This window comes from Desulforhabdus sp. TSK (assembly GCF_022836495.1).
GTDB lineage: Bacteria > Desulfobacterota > Syntrophobacteria > Syntrophobacterales > Syntrophobacteraceae > Desulforhabdus.
The window spans coordinates 51,662-72,497 of sequence record NZ_BQXM01000006.1 but is presented as its reverse complement, the minus strand read 5'-3'; the positions used below and the strand labels follow the sequence as shown (position 1 = coordinate 72,497).

Here is a 20,836-nt window from a genome sequence, read left to right as displayed (position 1 = left end):
CGCGGGGTATTCCAACTTAAAAGGAGATTTTTAATGGAAATCAAAGTATTGGGTCCTGGTTGCGCAAAATGTCAGCAAACGGAAAAGGCTGTCAAGGACGCCGTCGCAGAGACGGGTGTGGACGCCCAGGTGGAAAAAGTCACCGACATCTTGAAAATTGGCGAATACGGCGTCTTTGGCACACCGGCCGTGGTGATTGATGGTGAGGTCAAATCAGTCGGCAAGGTGCCATCCAAGGAAGAAGTGAAAGGCTGGCTAAAGAAATGAGGACCCTTCAGTAAAAGCTGAAGAGCAACTCTGCGACGTTTTTCGCGAAACCCTAACAAAGTTGCTCTTCCAACAGTCAACCTACCGATGAAGGGAGTAAGGGAGGATCTCTATGTTTGAAGATTGTTGTGCTCCCGGCGGAAATGTCATGATCCTGGCGTGTAGTGGAGCTTCCAACGTGGGCCAGGTATCCAACCAGGTGGCCGTCGAGCTGACCCGGGAGGGTCTCGGCAAGATGTTCTGCTTGGCCGGTATAGGCGCTCATCTTAACGGGTTTGTTCAATCGGCGAAGGATGTACCTCGAATGGTAGCCATCGACGGGTGTCCGCAGGGTTGTGTCAGGAAGACGCTGGAGCATGCGGAAATCCCCATGAAGCCCTATATCGTGCTGACGGAGCTTGGCATCGAAAAAAATAAAGAATTGAGCCTCAAGCGTGCTGACATAGACAAGGTCAAGGCTGCCGCGAAGGCAGCATGCGGCAGTGTGTGATCCATCAGAAACATTCAGAGCGGCGGGAGGTGCCCCATGTTGCTCAAAGGCTACCGCAAGGAAATCGTCCGCCCCGAGTGCAGGCCCGAGGCCGAATCCGTCCACTACATTGCTCACCTCAACCAAGACATCACCGAGGTGATTCCCTACCTCAATTCCGTGTTGGGAGGGTTTCAGTATCTCAAAGACCCTCCTTCCGTCTCCTTCAAGGTTCATGGAAAACTCATCGCGGTCCACCCCAGGATGATCTGTGTCAACGCTCTGCGTGACGAGGCGGAGGGCGAGAAAATCATCCAATGGATGAAGCAGGAAATCAACGACGCATGGGAGCGCCGTGGCGAGATCGAGCCCAAATTCGAGGGAGCGCCCAAGCCTAAGGTGATCGATATCTTGAAGCTCCTTCCCAAAACCAACTGCGGGGAATGCGGACAGCCCACATGCATGGTTTTTGCCGTCCAGGTGGCCGAGGGAGGGAAAGGTCCCGAGGACTGTCCACCGTTGAGTGAGGAAGGAAAAGCGAAGCTCAGCGATTACCTGGGGCAGTTTCATTTCGATTGAATTCTTCTGGCCGCGGGGATAGTCACCACCCAAAGCCCTCATCACAGAATAATAAGAGGAGAAAAAAGGTGTATGAAGCCCTCCAAGAAAACTGAAGATAAACAACTGAATGTTTTTGAAAAATACCTGACTCTGTGGGTGGCGCTATGCATCGTCGGGGGCATTTTGCTCGGCAAGTTGGCGCCGGAGCTTGCCAACCGGCTGGATCGGATGGCCATCTACGTGGACGAGGCCCCGGTCGTGTCCATTCCCATTGCCATTGCACTCTTCTTCATGATGTACCCCATCATGGTGAAAATCGATTTTGCCGAAGTGCTCCGAGCCGGACGCACGCCCAAGCCGGTCCTTCTCACGCTCATCGTGAACTGGGGCATCAAGCCCTTCACCATGCTGGGCATTGCCATGCTCTTCGTGGGGTACTTTTTCAGGGACCTCTTGCCCGGCGTGGATGTGCTCAAAGACGGAACCCAGGTGCCTCTGTATCGATCGTACATTTCCGGCATGATCCTGCTGGGCATCGCGCCGTGTACGGCCATGGTCCTGATGTGGGGCTATCTTTCCAAGGGGAACCAGGGTCTCACCCTGGTCATGGTGGCCATCAACAGCCTCACCATGCTGGTCCTCTACGGGGTGCTCGGCAAGTGGCTGCTGGGACTCAATCAGATGCCCGTTCCCTGGGAGGCGCTCCTCCTTTCCATTTCCATTTACGTCGCGCTGCCATTGGTGGCCGGGTATTTTTCACGGCGTTGGATCATCCGGGTCAAGGGTGAGCAATGGTTCAATACCAGGTTTCTCCATGTGCTGACACCGGTTGCCATTATCGCGCTGCTGGCAACATTGGTGCTGCTCTTCAGCTTCAAAGGCCAGACCATCATCGAAAACCCGCTGACCATCCTGTGGATTGCTATCCCTCTGACGATCCAGACCCTGCTCATTTTTGTCATTACCTATGTTATCGCCAAGCTCATCAAACTGCCCTATCAGGATGCGGCTCCCGCTGCCATGATCGGCGCATCGAACCATTTTGAAGTGGCTATCGCGACGGCCACCATGCTCTTCGGCCTATCCTCCGGGGCGGCCCTTGCCACTGTCGTGGGAGTCCTCATCGAGGTGCCGGTAATGCTCATGCTGGTGAAGATCTGCCTCAGAACACAGTATTGGTTCACGGATCGGCTGAAAGGCATGAGTGTGCGGGAGGCATTGGTTCATCTGATGGAAGAGGTGGAAAAGCTCCGTGCCGAGGTGAGCGATATTTGTGCGAGGGATAGCGGAAAACGCTGACACCCACATTCCAGTGCTGGACGATCTCAATACGAGAGATCCTCGGTTGCCGGGTGAAACTGGTGAAGCTTAACCCATGGTTACCATTTTGCCCCCAAACGGAGGGCAAATTCCATCGATTTTGGGTTTAAAATTGGGTCAGCTGCATGGCGCATTTCATAACCAACTCAGCAATGTCCAGTTAGGAAATTGCTGGGTATCATCAATGATTCAAAGGAGGCAGTCTGGTGAAAAGAGTCAAGGGGTTTGTGTCTGTGGTGGGATTCCTGGGGCTGATGTTCGTGCTGTCAATGAATGGGATGTGCTTCGGGGCGGTGGAGTCCGCCGGGATTCCCGAGGTGCCGGCCAAAGGCATGGTGACAATGGTGGACATCGGTGCAAAGAAATGCATTCCCTGCAAGATGATGGCCCCGATCTTGGAAGAGCTTGAAAAGGAATACAAAGGGAAGGCTGCCATCATCTTCATTGATGTATGGGAAAACCGGGAGCAGGGCCAGCGTTTCGGCATCCGCTCGATTCCCACCCAGATCTTTTACGACAAGCAGGGCAAAGAGGTCTATCGGCATGAGGGCTTTCTGGACAAGCAGAGTATCGAAGCCAAGCTGGAGAGCCTGGGTGTCGAGAAGTAAAATTTGTTCTCTGTTATGAGATGATGTGCCCTGGAATTGTCGGAGGAGTGAAAGAATGGACCAGGCGCTATTGACCATCAATGCATGGATCATGGGGGGCACGGCCATTGCCGCTTTGGGGTGCTTCCTCTGGGGGGTGGTGAGCGTCGCCCTCAGCCCTTGCCACATGGCTTCCATCCCGCTTATTGTGAGCTACGTCGCGGGTCAGGAAAAGGCCGTTAAAGCCAAGGAGGCAGTCTATTATGCTGTAGCGTTCAGCATCGGACTCTTCATCACCATCGGCCTGGTGGGTATCGTCTGTTCGCTCCTCGGGCGGATGCTCGGTGAAGTGGGACCGTATTGGACTATTTTGGTGGGAGCCATTCTCCTTTGGGTGGCCCTTGACATGATGGGGATATCCAAGTGCTCCATGTCCGGGAGCCTTATGGGCCGCATCAAGATCAAGGGCCTCTGGGGAGCTTTTTCATTGGGGTTGGCCTACGGGGTTCTGTCGGGATCGTGCACCTTTGGATTCATCGCCCCTATACTGGCAATTATCACCATCCAGCAAAAAGTCCTGACAGGCCTTCTGTTTATCGTTCTGTTCGGAATCGGCCACTGTGTTCCCATTGCCGTGGCTGGGAGCTCCACGGCTACCATGAGACGGCTCCTCTCCAGCAGTTCTTTTCACGAGGGAGGGGCATGGTTTCGTAAGTGCGCCGGGGCGGCCATTGCTGTGCTGGGGTTATACTTCATTGTCCGTCCTTTTATCGGAGTTTCATAGGCCCGTGGGGCTTATGACGCAAAAGCCCCTGCCGATCTTACGAAGCACGGTCTGGTCGCTCCCTGCTTGATGTTGGTAAATGGCTTCGGGCTTGGCGGGAGGTTGTGTGACCAGTGTTTTCAACGTTGCCGGGACCTCTCCCGTCATGGGCAGTGGAAACCGGAACAGCTACCTCTTGCAGGGGAACCTCCTTCGCTCAAAGTCGTTTTCCCATGCCATAATATCTTTTTTGTCCTCTTGTTCCGTGAATTCGACACGATCCAAGAAGGGACACTCGTACGGTACGCCACTGATCTCAGTCCACCAATCCATACTCTTCTTCGGATGATTAATTGTTGCCATGCACCTAAACTTTAAGCGATTCACAGACTGGGAGGCTTTCGTATACTTCCGCAAATGTCAAACTCTGTGAGTCCTCCCCCCCCGCAAAGCCGGGGGGGTACCCAGATGAAATTAAAACCAATGCGTTGCTTCCTCGTGAGGACTGGGAAGCCCTCTCGACGTCCCGTCGATCTCATCAAGAATGGCCTTCAGCGTCCACCCCTCTGCAGCGTACTGTTGGATCAGTGCATTGATATCCTCCGGAACCTCAATGGCGCCGATCTCGAGCAGGCACATGACGGCCCTGCGGTATTCGTCCATGCTGCCTGTACCTGCAGCCTTCTCAAGTTGTGTGATACGTCGTTCGGTACTGGTCATCATTTTTTTGCCTCCATATTTTGCTCAAGGGTTTGTAAGCGCCGTTCAATCTCCGTCAACCCCAGCACCTTGAGGTGCATTTCAAACAACCGCATCATGCTTTCGGCCTGGGAGGGTGTGAGCTCCCCCGAAGCCGCCGCCTTAACGATTCTCCCTGTTGCCGACGTCAGATCTAATGATGAATCCACCAGGGGAAAAGAGAGTTTGACCGGGCCGTCTTTTGGCACGGGGTAAAATCTCTCCAGGCAGATCTTGAGAGCCACGGTGTCCCCTTCAAGCGCGCGGTCAATGGCGACCCGGGTTATCCTCTCCGCCTCGCCCCGGAGAAGCTCCTCACAGGCAAGGGTCACTTTGTGCTTTGTTCCGGGCCGCTTTCCCCTCGGATTCCCTGAACAGCCCGGTGCAAACGTTCCGTCCTGCTTGCGTCCTGCTTTTACAGGTTTTTCCATGAGCCACCTCCTTTCATGCAGCCATACCTTCAAAAACTTTTTGCCGTGCCCTGGCCTGGTACTCGAGCACCGGCAGAGGATCGATGTAATCGTAGACCCTCGGCCTTTTTTTCCCTGGAGACGGTCTCAGCACCCGCCCTACGTATTGCGTCAACCGTCCCGAGAATTTCACGGGAGAAGCCAAAAAGAGTGCGTCAAGGTGCGGAATGTCGAGCCCTTCACCAGCAGGAGGTGGCGAGGATCGCACGCTCCCGCCCCTCCAGGATGCCCTTCATGACTTCGCTGCGCGCTTTCCTGGAGAGCTGCCCGTTCAGGAGCACCGCATCGATCTTCCTGCAGGCAAGCATCCGCTGAACCCGGCGGCAGTGCTCCACCCCGTCGGAAAGGACAAGGCATGTCGCCCCCGCCCGATACTCTTCGGCAATGTCCCCACAGATAAGCCGGTTTCGGTCATTATCTTCGGGAAGCTCTCCCACGAAGCGCGACCACTCCTCTGCCGGGTCATGCTCCCCGCCCCGGTATCCCGTCCCTCGGGTGATGACTTCCGGCTTGAGGATGTGGCCGCCACCAAAGAGGGACGCCTGGTCCACCTCATGAACGTTGTCGCCAAGGTGCCACCAGATAAGCCGCCCCAGTCCGTCCCGCCGGTAGGGTGTAGCCGAAAGCCCGAGCATGTACCTGGCGTCAAACGCACTCACAACCTCCGTGAATGTCCTTGACGGGGAGTGATGGCACTCATCCACAACCAGGTGCCCGACAAGGGGTGCAAACAAATCGGCACACTTCACGAGGCTTTGCACCATGCCTACGCTGATCCTGCGGCCCACGGTGCGCCTGCCACCGCCGATCATTCCCACTTCCTCGCGCGGTATCCCGAGAAAGCGTTCTATCCGGTCAATCCACTGTTCGGCCAGCTCCCGGGTATGCACGATGATAAGCGCCGGCTGCTTCCGCTCCGCTATGATGGAAAGAGCCATGGTCGTCTTCCCGCTTCCGGTCGGCGCGCAAAGCACCCCGAACTCTCTTTGGAGCATGGCCCGGACTGCGCTTTCCTGGTACGGTCTGAGCTGCCCTGCAAAGGAGAAGTCCACAAGAGGAAGCTCCCGGCGCTGGTCGTCGATTTGGAAAGGAACTCCGTGGCGTTTAAGGATTTCGACAACAGCACGGGTTGCGCCCCGTGGGATAGAGAGCGCCCTCCCCTCGATATTGCAGAAGGACAAGAGCTCGCTGATATTTCCGGCCCAGCGGCCATGCTTCACGGCTTGTTCATATGCTGGGTTCTCGAAGGTAAACCGGGATTTGACCTTTTCCAGCACATCTTCTTGAAAGCCCGAAATCGGTCCAATTTCACATTTTGAACGGACGGTGAGGGTCAACATAAGCTTACCTCCTGTAAATCCGGGCAGTCATGCCGCTGGAGCAGCCCCCACATCACCCTTTCTCCCCGGTTACATCCCTTCTGAAGTGAACAATCAAGGCACCGTGAAGGATGAGGCGACTTCCATTTACCGGACTGGCATGGTGAACTGGTCCCGGCATACTCGGCTTGAAGCTCTTGGAAAAGTTTCCCTGGGAGTTCCCTCCGGCAGTAGGCTTTGACGTTCGGCCACAAGTGGGGGGATCGTGTGAGGACCTCAACCATTCCCTCGAATAGATCCCACATTTCAGGGGCATGTAGCGCCTTGCGTTCCAGGAGTGAAATGTCCTCTTGTTCGACGGAGAAGCAGGCGAGGATTTCCCGCTTGTCGCCCATGCTGATCAGCCACAGTCTATCCCCGTAAGGGTTTTTCTTTATGCCGTCATCAGCGATGGTTCTGGAGCTGCTTTGGAATCCCGCCGGGCAACATCGAGCCACAGGTCAATCGCCACCTGAATTTCCTGGAGTGCCTCTTGTGGAGTCTCCCCGAAGGCCGAACATCCCTTAAGGTCGGGAACTATTGCAATGAAGCCTTGATCTTCCTCACTATAAAAAATAGTCACAGGGTAAAACTTCTTAGACATTGTGAATCTCCTCAATGGCTTTGAGTGCCTGTTTGATTTGGTAAGGCTTGGCTTTACCTTTGTGGCTCTGCATTGTCAGGCGGCCGTCCCAGCGCGGATGGGTGAACACTTTGTGGCTTCCCTTGGCTTCCCGCTCAATGAATCCAAAAGAAATGAGCCATGCCTCGGCATCTTCAAAACGGACGTCATAAGGGTTGTTTCGAATTCGGGCATGCCGCTTCCATTTTCCGCTCATCCTTTTGCCGATCTCCCTTCATCCATGGCAACCACTTGCCCGGGTTCTGCATGTGCCGTCTTTACCAGCCGCTCGGCAAGTGCCGAAGCCTGTTTAAGAGCATCATCCCGAAGGTGGGCATATCGTGCGGTCATTGTGAAAGACTTGTGGGTCATAAGTTTTTGAAGCGTGTAGAGGTCAACCTCCCCGGAAGATGCCAACATGCTGGCATAGACGTGGCGTAAACCGTGAAGCGCTCTGAAGTCCTTCGGGAGCCCGGCCCGTTCCTTGATCCGGTTCACCTGCTTCTTGATGTCCACACGCCGCTGGCCGCTACGTCCAGGGAATACGAACGGACTTTCCCCGTCCCGTGGAATACCTTCAAGTATCTGCCGTGCCGCATCGTTCAAGGGGATCCTCTGATCAACGCCTCCCTTGGGATCTTGAAGCAGGATGAAGCCACGATAAAAATCAATATGATCCCATTGCAAACTGAAGAGCTCACCTCGCCTCATTCCCGTAAAAAGGGCCATTTTCATGAGAGCTGCAGCCATGGTGTTGGAATCCTCCTCGATGGCTTGCAGAAGCCGGGTCAATTCTTCCGGCGTAAGGTCTTCGGTTTTGAGATTCGATACCACAGGCATCTCGATAGTGAAACCGATTGGCTGGGATATCCGTTTGCTGACACCAAAATTTATAATCCTTCGCAGAAGCTCAAGGACATTGCGAACCGTCGCCGGTTTGTGGGTCTTGAGCATTTTCAGCCAAAGACGATCGACGTCCAGGGGGACAATCTCGTGGGCTTCCCTTGCCCCCAGGATAGGGGCAATATGCTTCTGAAAGCGGTTCTCATCTGTGACAATACCCTTCAGAGAGGGCTTGTTCTTTTTGTATTCTTCCCACAAGCGGGAAACAGTCCATATCTGCTCCCTGGCCTTTTCAACTTCCCGTTGTTCCTGGTTTGATTGTTCTTTGCCGCGGATTCTGAGCCATCTGACAGCATTCGCTCTTGCCGGGGTCATATCATCCTGGAATTGTCTTCCCACCTTTTCCTCGATCATCTTCCCGTCTCTGCGGTACCGGATATAAAAAATCTGCTCCGGTTTCCCTGTGAGGCTCTTGCCTTCGATGTAGAAGACGCCCGGATATTTCGTCGGGATTCGTTTCATTGTGGCCACTGCGACACCCCTTTCCCTCGATTTGAAGCGCAACCCGAAGGGATTCATTCCCCACACTATTCCCCACATCCAGAGCATATTTCAGGATAATTCAAGGTAAAGTCAAGGAAATGTCAAACCTGAAAATACTGTAATTTTACTAAGCTTTGTAAGCAGTGGTAAATGAGAGTAAAAGCAACCCTTCGGGCTCATAACCCGAAGGTCAGAGGTTCGAATCCTCTCCCCGCTACCAGGAAAAGAAAGGGCTCAGGAAACATCCTGAGCCCTTGTTGTTTTTACTCTGTAGTCTTAATTTCCGGTGCAGGCTACCTCGCACCAGATGACTCCCTGGTGCTGAAACGTCTACGGAATATCGCCGCACCAAGGCCCTTTCCGTGTTATCAAATCTCAAGAAGGCTTTTGCGTTGCCGGGGGCAGACGTTCCAGAAATATAAAACCCTCCTGACTCTGTCTGTTCTTCAGAATAACCGGTCATTTAACTCAACACCCTCTGCGCCAACCTTGACGTTCATCCTCTACACCACGGCAGTGCCCCTGGTAGTCCTCACTTTGTCATCCACCTGAGAATGGATGCAACAAATAAAGGAATTTCGGATCTCTGACCTGTCAGAGGGAATTCCCTGAGACTGCTGGACTCGACTATAACCTTCCAGAATCACAAATGCTAAAAGAAACACCCAAATCTTTCAGAGCTTGGAGAACTTCGATGGCGTGGCTTCCATCTTTCATGAGGAGACGTGAGGGAATCTGTCAGGGAGGGTTGATTCTCTCCATGAAAAGAATATCTTATTGGTAGTTGCGAATTATTAGGATTCGAAGTTATAATTCTTAAACGACCAACGATGACAATACAGTCCCAGATTTTCCAACAACTTGATGCGAGGTGTGGCCTTGCAGTGGACACCCATTCAGAAGCATCCGGAATCGTGGAAGGTACGGCCGAACCTCCTGGATTACGATGAGACGGTCGCCGGCTTCTCGTGGGAGGAGATTCGCCGTGAACTGGACGGCCTTCCCGGGGGAAGAGGACTCAATATCGCTCACGAGGCCATCGATCGGCACGCGCAGGGCGGGCTCCACGATCACATCGCCCTGCGATGGCTCAGCAGCGATGGCTCAGCTCGGAATTTCACCTATGGGGACCTGAAAAAAGAGAGTAACCGTTTTGCCAATATTCTCCGGGTGCTCGGCTTGGGGAAGGGGGACACGGTCGCCGTTCTGGCAGACCGCATCCCGGAGCTTTATATCGCCGCCCTGGGGATTTTCAAAAACACGAGCGTCTTCTGTCCCCTCTTTTCCGCCTTCGGTCCTGAGCCCGTCTATCAGCGCCTCAGCCGGGGGGATGCAAAAGTCCTGGTCACCACGGAACGGCAGTATAAGGTGAAGGTAAGTCAGCTTAGGGAGACGCTGCCAAGCCTAACCCACATACTCCTGATCGATGCCGCGGATCACCCGGGAAACGGTCTGCTGTCGCTTCCCCGCCTCATGGCCGAATCCTCGGAGACCTTCACGATCCCTCCCACCAACCCGGAGGATGTGGCCGCCCTCCACTTCACGAGCGGCACCACGGGGATGCCCAAGGGCGCGATCCATGTCCACCAGGCTGTCCTCATCCATTACATGACGGGCAAATACGTCATGGATTTTCACCCGGACGACGTCTTCTGGTGCACGGCGGACCCCGGTTGGGTCACGGGAACGTCCTATGGCATCATCGCGCCCTGGGTCCACGGCATCACCAACCTCGTCGACGAGGCCGATTTCGACGCCGGGCGCTGGTGCCGCATCCTGGAAGAACAGAAGGTGACCGTCTGGTATACGGCGCCCACGGCCATCCGCAGGTTCATGCGCCTGGGGATCGAGCCGATCCGAGAGCATGATCTCAGCCGTCTGCGCGTCATTCACAGCGTCGGGGAGCCCCTCAACCCCGAGGGAGTCGTCTGGGGGCAGAAGGCCCTGGGGCTTCCCATCCACGACAACTGGTGGCAGACGGAAACAGGGGGCATCATGATCGCCAATTTTCCCGCCATGGAGATCCGACCCGGCTCCATGGGGCGCCCTCTCCCCGGAATCGAGGCCGCCATTGTCCACCGGATGGACAAGGATTCCGTCGAAGTCGTCAATGAACCGGACATACAGGGAGACCTGGCGCTGCGGCCCGGCTGGCCGTCCATGTTTCGGGGCTATCTGCATGACGAGGAGCGCTACCGCAAATGCTTCGTGGGAGGGTGGTACCTGACGGGAGATCTGGCCAAACGGGACGCCGACGGCTACTTCTGGTTCGTGGGGCGCGCCGACGACATCATCAAGACGTCGGGCCACATGGTGGGCCCCTTCGAAGTGGAGAGCACGCTCATGGAGCACCCCGCCGTGGCCGAGGCGGGGGTCATCGGGAAGCCGGACCCCCTCATCGGGGAAATCGTGAAAGCGTTCGTCGCCCTCAAGCCGGGAATCAGCCCCAGCGAGGAGCTTCGCCTGGAGCTCATCGGCTTTGCCCGCAAGAAGCTGGGGTCGGCGGTGGCCCCGAAGGAGATCGATTTTCAGCCCAGCCTGCCCAAGAACAAGGCGGGCAAGATCATGCGTCGCCTGCTGAAGGCCCGCGAGCTGGGCCTGCCCGAAGGTGACCTGTCGACACTGGAGAAAAGCGAATGAAAACCAAGAGCACCAGGAAAACAAAGGCTGCGGCCCTGGATCGCGATCACGCATTGTACCTGCTGCGCTCCATGATCCGCATCCGGCGCCTGGAGGACAAGTGCGCCGAGCTTTACTCCGCCATGAAGATTCGGGGCTTCCTGCATCTCTATGACGGCGAGGAGGCAGTGGCCGTCGGCGTGCTGGAGGCGTTGACTCGAGACGACGCCGTTGTGGCGACGTACCGGGAGCACGGCCATGCCCTCATCCGGGGCGTCTCCGCGGGATGCATTCTGGCGGAGATGTACGGGAAACAGGAAGGCTGCAGCCGAGGTCGAGGAGGCTCCATGCACCTGTTCGACGACAAGACGCACTTTTACGGGGGCAATGCCATCGTGGGCGGCGGACTCCCCATCGCCGTCGGCCTGGCTCTGGCGGACAAAATGCAGAACAGGCCGAACGTCACCTGCTGCTTTTTTGGAGACGGGGCCGTCGCCGAAGGCGAATTCCATGAAAGCCTGAACCTGGCTTCCCTCTGGAAGCTGCCGGTGCTGTTCGTCTGTGAAAACAACCTCTACGCCATGGGAACCGCCCTGAAATACACTCAGGCCGTCATGGATCTTGCCCGGAAGGCGGCAAGCTACGACATACCTTCCCATGCCGTGGACGGGATGGATGTGCTGGCGGTGGAAGCCGCCGCAAAGCAGGCGGTCGAAGCCGTTCGAGCCGGTGAAGGGCCTCATTTCCTGGAATGCCGCACGTACCGCTTTCGAGCGCATTCCATGTTCGACGCCGAGCTCTACCGCACGAAGGCGGAAGTCGAGGAATGGAAAAAGCGCTGCCCCATTGAGACGTTCACGCAGACCTTGAAGAGCCGGGGGCTCCTGAGTGAGGCCGACCTGGAAAAGATCGAGCGCGATGTCGAAGGCGAAATCAGAGAAGCCGTCGCTTTTGCCGAGGCGTGCACCTGGGAGCCCGTCGAAGATCTGACGCGCTTTGTCTATTCGGAACGGAGGATGTCATGACCAACGGCGTTGAGACTCTGCGAAAGGTCACCTACCGTGAAGCGGTGCGCGAAGCCATCCGGGAGGCCATGCAAAAGGACACGAGGGTTTTTCTCATGGGGGAGGACGTGGGCCATTATGGTGGCTGCTTTGCCGTCAGCAAAGGGCTGCTGGAGGAGTTCGGCCCCGAACGGATCCGCGACACGCCTCTGTCGGAATCCGGCTTCGTGGGGGCGGGCATCGGGGCGGCTCTCGGCGGAATGCGACCCATCGTGGAGATCATGACGGTCAACTTCAGCCTCCTCGCCGCCGACCAGATCATCAACAACGCCGCCGTTTATCTTCACATGTCCGGTGGGCTCTTCAATGTTCCCCTCGTCATCCGTTCGGCGACGGGCGGCGGCCGGCAGGTAGGTGCCCAGCACTCCCGATCCCTCGAAGGGTGGTTCGCCCACATCCCCGGGATCAAGGTGCTGAGCCCGGCAACCGTCGAAGACGCACGCGGCATGCTCTGGACGGCCCTGGAAGATCCGGACCCGGTGCTCATCTTTGAAAACAGTGGACTTTACAACATGGAAGGGATGCTCCCCGCCGGCGCCGGGGCCGTGGACATCGACCGGGCCCGTGTGCGGAGAGAGGGAAAAGACATCACCCTCATCAGTTATTCGGCGAGCCTGTTCAAATCTCTGGATGCGGCGGAAATTCTTTCGAGGGAAGGGATCGAGGCGGAGGTCATCGACCTGCGTAGCTTGCGCCCCCTGGATGAAAAAACCTTCCTGGATTCCGTGGCCAAAACCCACCGGGCGCTCGTCGTGGATGAGGGATGGCGCACGGGGAGCCTCGCCGCCGAGATCAGCGCGCGCATCATGGAGGGCGCCTTCTACGAACTGGATGCCCCCGTGGAACGCCTCTGCAGTGCGGAAGTGCCCATGCCGTATGCGAAGCACCTGGAAGAGGCGGCCCTGCCCCAGGTGGATAAGATCGTGGATCTCGCGAGAAAGATGGTGAAAGCCGATGGCTGAATTTCGCATGCCCAGTCTGGGCTCGGATATGCAGGAAGGCACGCTCCTCGAATGGCGGGTCAAGCCCGGCGACCGTGTCAGGCGAAGAGATATCATCGCCGTCGTGGATACGGATAAGGCCGCCATCGAAATCGAGGTGTTCGAGGAGGGCATCGTCGAGGAAATCCTCGTCCAGCCGGGAGAGAAGGTCCCAGTCGGGACTGTCCTGGCCATCATTCGAACGGAAGGCGAAGCGGGAGTTGTGACTGCCAAAGGAGCGAAGGCCGCTGCCGAGGCGGCCCTTCCGGCAGGGGGCGTTATTGAAACGATGGAGGAAATGGCAGGCAGGGCTACCCCGGAAAAGCGCATTCCCCCAGGGGAGGCTCCAGCGGCTGCAGCGGCACCCGCAGCTCCGCCTACGGCCGGGCGCATCAAAGTCTCTCCTTATGCGCGCAGGCTGGCTGCGGAACGTTCCATCGATTTGAGCGTGCTTAAGGGAACGGGTCCTGCCGGCGCCATCCGGGCGGCGGATGTCGAAAGCGCGGCCGGGATCGCCCCAGCGGGCCCGCCGGTGGAAGCCCCACCAGCCCCTTTGGAAGAAAAGCCTCCCATTGCGCCGAGGGAAAAAGCTCCTCCTCCACCGGTTTCCCCGACGGCGGAAAAGCCAGCCGTCAAGGACTACCAGGCTGCCATGCGCCGTGCCATTGCGGCGGCCATGGCACGCTCCAACCGGGAAATCCCCCACTATTACCTGCAGACCCGCATCGATATGAGCCGCACCCTGCGCTGGCTCGAATCGGAAAACCAGAAGCGCTCCATCAAGGACCGCATACTGCCCGTCGTCCCCCTCATCAAGGCGGTGGCCATGGCCCTGACAGAGGTTCCCGAGCTCAACGGTTACTGGATCGACGATCGCCACCAGCCCCAGGAAGCGATCCACATCGGCTTTGCCATCGCTCTGAGGCAGGGTGGCCTCATCACGCCGGCGATTCTGAACGCGGATTTGAAGAGCGTGGACGAGCTCATGGAAGCGCTGCGGGACCTCGTGACGCGAGCCCGGTCCGGGGGATTGCGCAGTTCGGAGCTGACGGACGCCACCGTCACGATTACCAGTTTGGGCGACCTTGGTGTCGAGACGGTCTACGGGGTCATCTACCCGCCCCAGGTGGCGCTGGTGGGATTCGGCAAAACGATGGAGCAACCCTGGGCCGAGAACGGCATGCTGGCCGTTCGCCCGGTCCTGACGGCGACACTCGCGGCAGATCATCGCGCCACGGACGGCCATCGGGGCGCCCAGTTCCTCGATGCCATGAACCGCTACCTCCAGGAGCCCTCGAAGCTATGAACGAAGAACAGATCCAGCAGGTTGTATTCAAGATCCTCAAAGGCATCGCCCCAGAATCGGAACCAAGCTCCCTGGCACCGGACGAAAACCTGCGCAGAGCCCTCGATATCGATTCCTTCGATGCCCTGAATTTTTTCATCCGCATCCACGAGCAGCTCGGAGTCAACATACCCGAGGCGGATTACGGGGAGCTCAACACCCTTTCGGAGATTGTCCGCTACCTCGCTTCCCGGGTCAATGTTGTTGACTCAACGTCACCCCGGTGAAAACCGGGGTCCAGAAAGTCTTCATTTTCCTGGATTCCGGCTTTCGCCGGAATGACGCAAATGGGTTAGGTTAACAACATTGTTCGCCCGGGTGGGTTGAATGGTTGAAAGGAGACCCAAGATGCATGAGGACTACCCCCGGTACCACGAACGCCTGCAGGCTCTGACGGCCAAGCTGGCAAAAGAGCTGCGCGGTCCCATGTCGGCTTTTGCCCAGCTCAATGGCGCGGCGACGGCTGCGGGCGTTCTCAGCACCAAAACCAAGCAGCTCATCGCCCTGGGGATCGGCATTACGGTTCGATGTGACGGATGCATCGCCTATCACGTGCACGACGCCCTTCGAGCCGGCGCCACAAAGCAGGAGATCCTGGAGACCATCGGCATCGCCATTCTCATGGGCGGGGGGCCCGCTGTCGTTTACGGCTGCGAAGCCCTGGAAGCGCTGGACCAATTTGAAGCGGCCGGACTGCCTTCACAAAATCGTGAATAGGGAAACGAGACTCCTGTTGTTGCTGCCAACCAGAGACTGCGGCGTTCGTAAAGCTCATTTGAGGGCGCTCACGATCCCTTTCACGGCGGCAGGAATGTCGGCTGGGAGCAGAACGATCTTGGAATTCTGAGAGGTCGACAGGCTCTTGACCGCTTCGATGTAGCGCTCCCCCAGCAGAAACATGACGGGCAAGTCCTTGTCGGCAATGGCTTCGGTGATCTTTCGAATGGCCAATTGATTGGCTTCGGCCAGGACGACTTTTGCCTGGGCGTCACGCTTCGAGGCTTCAAAGCGCCCCTCCGCTTCTAAAATGGCAGCTGTTTTCTCTCCCTCCGCCCGCGTGACGGTCGCCCGGCGCTGGCGTTCCGCGGCAGCCTGCTCCTCCATGGCTCTCTGCATGGTTTCGGAAGGGTTGATGTCCTGGATTTCCACCGTCTTGAGAGTAATACCCCAGTCGGCGATGTCATCGGAGATGGCGGACTTCAGTCGCGCCTTGATCATGTCGCGTGATGAAAGGGCGTCGTCCAGGTCCATTTCTCCCACGATGGAGCGCAGGGAAGTCTGCACCAGGTTTTGGATGGCGATGCGATAATCCTCCACGCCGTACACGGCCTTTTCCGGGGAGATGATGTTGATATAGGCCACCGCATTGACGATGATGACGGCATTGTCCCGGGTGATGACCTCCTGGGACGGGATGTCCAGGACAATGTCCTTGCTGGTGATTTTGTAGGCGACTGTATCGATGTAAGGAACGATGAGATTCAGTCCAGGACCCAGGGTCTTGTGATATTTTCCCAGTCTCTGGACCACCTGTTTGCTCCCCTGGGGAACAATTCTCACGCCCAGAACGATGGTGACCAGAACCAGTACAAAGAAAACCGTCGCGACTGCTAATCCGGGCATTAATGTCTCCTCTCCTCTTCAGTGTTCAATGTCCCATGCGTTGCTGGATGATTCACCGATTCAATGCGATGTCTTTTTTTCAACGATGAGCGTGTTTCCCGAAACATCCCGGACCACCACACGTTCACCCAGACTGACTTTCATTTCACAGATGAAGGGCCACTCGTCGTCCCCCAGAATGGGCATCGTAAAGCGTACGAGCCCTCTGTGGCCCTCTTCGGGGACCTTGATGACCTGCCCGATTTCCCCCAGGACAGCCTCCCTGGAAATCCCCGCCTTCGTGCGATCGGCCATGAGGGGCCTGAAAAACTTGAACCAGGCGACCGTAAAAAAGCTCGAGGCGATGGCCCAGAAGAACAACTGCCAGCTCAGGGCAAGGTCCGGCAACAGCCAGAGCAGGCCGCTCAGGAGCACCGCACCCAGGCCGAACCAGAAAATCGTGAAGCTCGGAATGAACAGCTCCGCCAGGATCAGGATCATTCCAAACACCAGCCAGTGCCAGTAAAGCAGATGAAAACCCATGGAATATTTTCTCCCCTGTGGAAGGCCTCATTGACAAGGAGCTCGTCCCATGCTCTCTATACCTGCTGAGGGTTGAAAGCTTGGTTTTTGTAGGAGCGGCATCCTGCCGCGAACAACTCGCCGTCGCGGCAGGATGCCGCTCCTACAACAAACGAAGTCATCGGATTGGAAGACATGAACCTCGTCAAGTAGAGACACGAATCATGCCACAGGTTCGGCCAAAACTGCCAAGGGCATTAGCATAATTCGTGCGTTTCGTCTTGGGTCCCTGTGCAAGGCTGTTCCGGATGACGATCGAGTAGACGCTCATATATAAGGATATCCTTTTGAAGACAGTCACCGCCGCCGTATTGATTCGGGATCACCGGCTTCTCATTGCCAAGCGGAGGGCAGGTAGTCACCAGGCACTCCAATGGGAGCTTCCCGGCGGCAAGATGGAAGAGAGAGAAACGCCCGAAGAATGCCTGCAGCGGGAAATGTTCGAAGAATTTCAAATCCATGTGCGTGTAGGCTCCTTTCTTTGGGAAAGCATCTATCACTACAGTCACGGCTCCATACGATTGCTGGCCTACGAGACCTTCTGGGAGAGCGGAGGCGCATTGCACGCCGTTGCCCACGAAGATTTCAGATGGGCAGCGTGGAATGAATTGAAGGACTACGATTTTTCTCCCGCCGATGTCCCCTTCGTCGAGCGCCTGATCGAAAATGAAATGAAGCTGTGAGAACCGGGAGGGCATAGACAGTGACGAGGGGGGTCCATCTCTATGGAGACACTGTTTCCTCAAACCTCATGAAGCCAAGGAGTGGAAATTGAAACCGATCTATCTGGACTACAATGCAACCACCCCGGTGGATCCCCGGGTGGCGGCAGCCATGCTTCCCTATATCCATGAGCATTTTGGCAATCCTTCCAGCAGCCACATTTTTGGAACGACGGCCCGCACTGCCGTGGGGAAGGCACGCCAACAGGTTGCGGACGCCCTTCGCTGCCGGGCGGACGAGCTCATTTTCACCAGTGGAGGCTCGGAATCCAACAATCACGCCATTAAGGGGGTCGCTCGCGCGCACCGGGCAAAAGGCAACCACATCATCACCTCCTCCGTGGAGCATCCGGCCGTGACGGAAGTCTGCCGTTACCTGGAGGGAGGAGGCTGCGCCGTAACGTATTTGCCTGTGGATGAGCTCGGGCGGGTCGATCCCCGGCAGGTTGCGCAAGCCATCACTCCGCGGACGATCCTCATCACCATCATGCACGCCAACAACGAAACGGGCACCATCGAGCCCATCCGAGAGATCTCCCAGATCGCACACAGGCAGGGAGTCCTCGTCCACACCGATGCCGCTCAGTCCATAGGTAAGATTCCCGTTCACGTGGACGACCTGGGCGTGGACATCCTGTCCATCGCGGGCCACAAGCTGTATGCGCCCAAGGGAATCGGGGGGCTCTACATCCGGTCCGGTGTGAAGATGGAAAAACTGATCCACGGCGCCAACCACGAAATGAACCGGCGGGCGGGTACGGAAAACGTTATCGAAATCGTGGGGCTGGGAGAAGCCTTCCAGATGATCACCGAAAATCTGAACGCTTACCGGGAGCATATGAAAAGGCTGCGTGACAGGTTGGAAGAGCGGCTGCAAAGGGGATATCCCGGCCTCCGCATCAACGGTCACCCCGAAATGCGTCTGCCCAACACCTGCAGTGTCGGTTTCAAGGGACTCACGGCCGACGCGATCCTTTCAAGGATGACGGATGTGGCAGCCTCCCCCGGGGCGGCCTGCCACAGTGACGGGGTACAGGTATCGAGCGTCCTGAAAGCCATGCAGGTCCCCGAGGAGTACGCCCAGGGGACGATTCGCTTTTCTGTCGGTCGATTCACGACGGCAGAAGAGATCGACCGAGCGGCCGAAGCGATCCTCACCGCCGTTGAATCCCTGAGTGAGGGTTCCGCTCCGAGTGTCTTGACTCGTGAGTTATAAATAGATCGGAAAGAAGATTCTTTCCTCCTCCCGGGAGAGCCAGGTTTTCCCTCCTCCTTCCTGGCTCTCCCTTCTCCATTTCCGAAGGACTCTCCGGGACATTTTCATCTTGCAGATTGCCTTGAACCCCGGAAGGGGCATTCCCCCGGATATTTGCATTCGGCCTGGATTTTGCGCAGCTATCTCTTGACAAAATCGGGCTACACCACTAGGTTAGGTTAGCACTCATCAGAGTCGAGTGCTAATTCAACGACCGAATACGGCTCCCTGAATGAAGATTTTTGTTCTCTTCATGCCGATAAGATCCGGCAGCCTGACAGGACTTTACGTGTGCGGCCAAGCCTGGAATGCCGACGGACCGAGACGCATCTTTATGGTGTGGAGCTGTATGAAGGGGATGATGCAGTGACCGAACTTACCAAACGAGACCAACAAGTGCTGGAAGCAGTCATTACCGACCATATCCACAGCGGGGATCCGGTTGGTTCACGCACCATTTCCAAGCGCTACGGCCTGAAAGTGAGTTCTGCCACCATTCGCAATGTCATGGCGGATCTGGAGGAAATGGGATTCCTGCAGCAGCCGCATACTTCCGCCGGCCGCATTCCCACGGAAAAGGGCCTGCGCTTCTACCTCGATTCCCTCATGCAGTTCAGGGAAATGGAAGAGGGAGAACGTCGACTGATTCGAAAAGCCCTGGAGGAAACGCAGCAGGACATCAAGGGACTCTTGCAGCGGACTTCCCGCATATTGTCCAGGCTGTGCAAGCAGGCGGGAGTCGTTCTGTGGCCCAGGCTGTCGTCGACTCACTTGAAGCAGATAGAGTTCATCCGGTTGAGGCGGCAGCAGATCATGGTGATTCTGATTTCTAAGTCCGGACTGGTCCATCACACGGTACTGGACTGGGAAGAGGACATCACCCAGGACGAGCTCGACAAGTACGGACGCTACCTCAACGACCTCCTGGAAGATGTCCCCCTGGGCAAGGCCAAGGAGCGGATCTTGGAAGAGATGCAAAAAGAGAAGGTCCTCTTTGATCAGCTCTATTCACGAGCTTTGAGGATTTCTCGGCATTTTTTCCAATTCAACCTGGAAAAGAGTGACATCTACATCGAGGGACAGACGAACCTGCTGAACAATCCCGAGTTCAGTGATGTGGAGCGTATGCGCCGGATTCTGGAGACCTTTGAGGACAAGTCGAGGATCATTCGGCTCCTGGACAAGACTCTGAATATGTCATCGGGAGTGCAGATCATTCTGGGGCAGGAGAGTGAGCTGGAGGAACTTCAGGGAATCAGCCTGATCTCCTCTCCCTATCGCAAAGGGGATACCCTGCTGGGAGTCCTGGGGGTCATCGGGCCGTTGCGGATGGATTATTCGAGGATCATCCCGGTGGTGGAATTTACCGCCGGCCTGCTGAGCCAGCTCATGGAAGAGCCGGAGGATTATTAAAATTCTATCTTCTTTGCTTTTAAATGCGATGGATCACCTTGTTCTGAGGCACTTTCGTGCTTATGAATCACTGAATCGCCCGGAGGGAGGGTACTCATATATGGTTGAGGAGAACAAAGAGGAAGAACGCAGCGTACAGGAAGAAGAAGCAGAGTCCCTGCAAACAGATCAAGAGATGGAAGAGGGCTCTGAAGTCAGTGTCGAAGCGCTGCTGGCAAAGAAGGACGCAGAAATCAAGGAGCTCCAGGACCGTGTGCTGCGGCTTGCCGCCGAGAATGAAAACACGCGCAAGAGGCTGGAGCGGGAGAAAACGGACGGAATCTGTTTTGCCAATGAGAATTTTATCCGTGAGCTGCTGCCCGTCATCGACAATCTCGATCGCGCAGTGCAGCACGCTACTCAGGAAACCGATCCCGAAGCCCTCCTGGAGGGAGTCAGGATGACGCTGAAAGCTTTCGCCGACACTCTGGAGAAATTCGGTTGCAAGTCTTTTGAATCGGTGGGAAAGCCCTTTGATCCCAACTTTCATGAGGCCGTCATGCAGCAGGAAAGCTCCGAAGAGCCTGAAAATACTGTCCTGCAGGAATTTCGGAAAGGCTACACGCTGAATGAGCGTCTCCTTCGTCCCGCCATGGTTGTAGTCTCCAAGGCGGCTTCATCCTCTTGAGGCAATGAAGAGGAAATGAAATAGAACGGTATGGGGCACACGATCA

24 protein-coding genes are annotated in these 20,836 nt (G+C 56.5%); 16 read left to right on the top strand and 8 right to left on the bottom strand.

The features are described 5' to 3' along the window. Window positions 1-33 precede the first annotated feature (33 nt). From MWC30_RS05400 to MWC30_RS05375, 6 genes are all read left to right on the top strand, one after another. Complete coding sequence (locus tag MWC30_RS05400; RefSeq protein WP_244083136.1) at window positions 34-267, top strand: thioredoxin family protein; 234 nt, start codon at window positions 34-36, stop codon at window positions 265-267. A gap of 112 nt (window positions 268-379) precedes the next feature. Continuing rightward, window positions 380-757: a putative zinc-binding protein gene (locus tag MWC30_RS05395; RefSeq protein WP_244083135.1), complete on the top strand. Its 378-nt coding sequence runs from the start codon at window positions 380-382 to the stop codon at window positions 755-757. Between the two features lie 36 nt (window positions 758-793). After that, window positions 794-1,315 carry a (Fe-S)-binding protein gene (locus tag MWC30_RS05390; RefSeq protein ID WP_244083134.1) on the top strand — a complete coding sequence of 174 codons (522 nt, stop codon included), beginning with the start codon at window positions 794-796 and terminating at the stop codon, window positions 1,313-1,315. Window positions 1,316-1,387: 72 nt separating this feature from the next. After that, the gene (gene arsB, locus MWC30_RS05385; protein ID WP_244083133.1) at window positions 1,388-2,596 is read left to right on the top strand and encodes an ACR3 family arsenite efflux transporter; all 1,209 of its coding nucleotides are present in this window, start codon (window positions 1,388-1,390) and stop codon (window positions 2,594-2,596) included. A gap of 275 nt (window positions 2,597-2,871) precedes the next feature. After that, the gene (locus tag MWC30_RS05380) at window positions 2,872-3,225 is read left to right on the top strand and encodes a thioredoxin family protein (RefSeq protein WP_368860808.1); all 354 of its coding nucleotides are present in this window, start codon (window positions 2,872-2,874) and stop codon (window positions 3,223-3,225) included. Window positions 3,226-3,280: 55 nt separating this feature from the next. Further along, window positions 3,281-3,988, top strand: a complete 708-nt coding sequence (locus MWC30_RS05375; protein WP_244083131.1) for a cytochrome c biogenesis CcdA family protein — start codon at window positions 3,281-3,283, stop codon at window positions 3,986-3,988. Window positions 3,989-4,441: 453 nt separating this feature from the next. On the opposite strand, the gene MWC30_RS05370 is transcribed toward MWC30_RS05375, so the two are convergent. The 6 genes from MWC30_RS05370 to MWC30_RS05345 form a co-directional block, all read right to left on the bottom strand. Further along, window positions 4,442-4,690, bottom strand: coding sequence for a hypothetical protein (locus MWC30_RS05370; RefSeq protein ID WP_244083130.1), 249 nt, complete (start codon window positions 4,688-4,690; stop codon window positions 4,442-4,444). Next, window positions 4,687-5,136, bottom strand: a complete 450-nt coding sequence (locus tag MWC30_RS05365) for a DUF5681 domain-containing protein (protein WP_244083129.1) — start codon at window positions 5,134-5,136, stop codon at window positions 4,687-4,689. Before MWC30_RS05365 ends, MWC30_RS05370 begins: the two co-directional genes overlap by 4 nt. Before the next feature lie 218 nt (window positions 5,137-5,354). Beyond that, a complete protein-coding gene (locus MWC30_RS05360; protein WP_244083128.1) occupies window positions 5,355-6,515 on the bottom strand; it encodes a DEAD/DEAH box helicase in 1,161 nt (386 codons plus the stop codon). A 412-nt stretch (window positions 6,516-6,927) separates the two neighbouring features. After that, window positions 6,928-7,137, bottom strand: coding sequence for a type II toxin-antitoxin system HicB family antitoxin (locus tag MWC30_RS05355; protein ID WP_244083127.1), 210 nt, complete (start codon window positions 7,135-7,137; stop codon window positions 6,928-6,930). Further along, window positions 7,130-7,372, bottom strand: a complete 243-nt coding sequence (locus MWC30_RS05350) for a type II toxin-antitoxin system HicA family toxin (RefSeq protein WP_244083126.1) — start codon at window positions 7,370-7,372, stop codon at window positions 7,130-7,132. The genes MWC30_RS05355 and MWC30_RS05350 overlap by 8 nt, the downstream gene beginning before the upstream one ends. Then, the gene (locus MWC30_RS05345; RefSeq protein WP_244083206.1) at window positions 7,369-8,520 is read right to left on the bottom strand and encodes a site-specific integrase; all 1,152 of its coding nucleotides are present in this window, start codon (window positions 8,518-8,520) and stop codon (window positions 7,369-7,371) included. The genes MWC30_RS05350 and MWC30_RS05345 overlap by 4 nt, the downstream gene beginning before the upstream one ends. Window positions 8,521-9,420: 900 nt before the next feature. Here MWC30_RS05345 and acsA point away from each other — a divergent pair. The 6 genes from acsA (at window position 9,421) to MWC30_RS05315 (ending at window position 15,266) form a co-directional block, all read left to right on the top strand. After that, window positions 9,421-11,181 carry an acetate--CoA ligase gene (gene acsA, locus MWC30_RS05340; protein WP_244083125.1) on the top strand — a complete coding sequence of 587 codons (1,761 nt, stop codon included), beginning with the start codon at window positions 9,421-9,423 and terminating at the stop codon, window positions 11,179-11,181. Then, window positions 11,178-12,185 (top strand): pyruvate dehydrogenase (acetyl-transferring) E1 component subunit alpha, encoded by a 1,008-nt coding sequence (gene pdhA, locus MWC30_RS05335; RefSeq protein ID WP_244083124.1) that lies wholly within the window; start codon window positions 11,178-11,180, stop codon window positions 12,183-12,185. Before acsA ends, pdhA begins: the two co-directional genes overlap by 4 nt. After that, window positions 12,182-13,186: an alpha-ketoacid dehydrogenase subunit beta gene (locus tag MWC30_RS05330; protein WP_244083123.1), complete on the top strand. Its 1,005-nt coding sequence runs from the start codon at window positions 12,182-12,184 to the stop codon at window positions 13,184-13,186. The genes pdhA and MWC30_RS05330 overlap by 4 nt, the downstream gene beginning before the upstream one ends. Further along, window positions 13,179-14,510 carry a dihydrolipoamide acetyltransferase family protein gene (locus tag MWC30_RS05325; RefSeq protein WP_244083122.1) on the top strand — a complete coding sequence of 444 codons (1,332 nt, stop codon included), beginning with the start codon at window positions 13,179-13,181 and terminating at the stop codon, window positions 14,508-14,510. Before MWC30_RS05330 ends, MWC30_RS05325 begins: the two co-directional genes overlap by 8 nt. Further along, a complete protein-coding gene (locus MWC30_RS05320; RefSeq protein WP_244083121.1) occupies window positions 14,507-14,776 on the top strand; it encodes an acyl carrier protein in 270 nt (89 codons plus the stop codon). Before MWC30_RS05325 ends, MWC30_RS05320 begins: the two co-directional genes overlap by 4 nt. A 121-nt stretch (window positions 14,777-14,897) precedes the next feature. After that, on the top strand, window positions 14,898-15,266 hold the full coding sequence (locus MWC30_RS05315) for a carboxymuconolactone decarboxylase family protein (protein ID WP_244083120.1): 369 nt from the start codon (window positions 14,898-14,900) through the stop codon (window positions 15,264-15,266). A gap of 54 nt (window positions 15,267-15,320) precedes the next feature. On the opposite strand, the gene MWC30_RS05310 is transcribed toward MWC30_RS05315, so the two are convergent. Together MWC30_RS05310 and MWC30_RS05305 are read right to left on the bottom strand one after the other, a co-directional pair. Continuing rightward, window positions 15,321-16,172 carry an SPFH domain-containing protein gene (locus tag MWC30_RS05310; protein ID WP_244083119.1) on the bottom strand — a complete coding sequence of 284 codons (852 nt, stop codon included), beginning with the start codon at window positions 16,170-16,172 and terminating at the stop codon, window positions 15,321-15,323. Window positions 16,173-16,232: 60 nt separating this feature from the next. After that, a complete protein-coding gene (locus MWC30_RS05305) occupies window positions 16,233-16,694 on the bottom strand; it encodes an NfeD family protein (protein WP_244083118.1) in 462 nt (153 codons plus the stop codon). A 326-nt stretch (window positions 16,695-17,020) separates the two neighbouring features. Between MWC30_RS05305 and MWC30_RS05300 the strand changes: the two genes are divergently transcribed. The 4 genes from MWC30_RS05300 to grpE all read left to right on the top strand — a co-directional run bounded on the left by MWC30_RS05300 (window position 17,021) and on the right by grpE (window position 20,790). Further along, window positions 17,021-17,416, top strand: a complete 396-nt coding sequence (locus tag MWC30_RS05300; protein WP_244083117.1) for a (deoxy)nucleoside triphosphate pyrophosphohydrolase — start codon at window positions 17,021-17,023, stop codon at window positions 17,414-17,416. An 88-nt stretch (window positions 17,417-17,504) separates the two neighbouring features. After that, the gene (locus tag MWC30_RS05295; protein ID WP_244083116.1) at window positions 17,505-18,671 is read left to right on the top strand and encodes a cysteine desulfurase family protein; all 1,167 of its coding nucleotides are present in this window, start codon (window positions 17,505-17,507) and stop codon (window positions 18,669-18,671) included. A 405-nt stretch (window positions 18,672-19,076) separates the two neighbouring features. Then, window positions 19,077-20,123, top strand: coding sequence for a heat-inducible transcriptional repressor HrcA (gene hrcA, locus MWC30_RS05290; RefSeq protein WP_244083115.1), 1,047 nt, complete (start codon window positions 19,077-19,079; stop codon window positions 20,121-20,123). 100 nt (window positions 20,124-20,223) lie between these two features. Beyond that, complete coding sequence (grpE, locus tag MWC30_RS05285) at window positions 20,224-20,790, top strand: nucleotide exchange factor GrpE (protein WP_244083114.1); 567 nt, start codon at window positions 20,224-20,226, stop codon at window positions 20,788-20,790. Window positions 20,791-20,836: the final 46 nt, after the last annotated feature.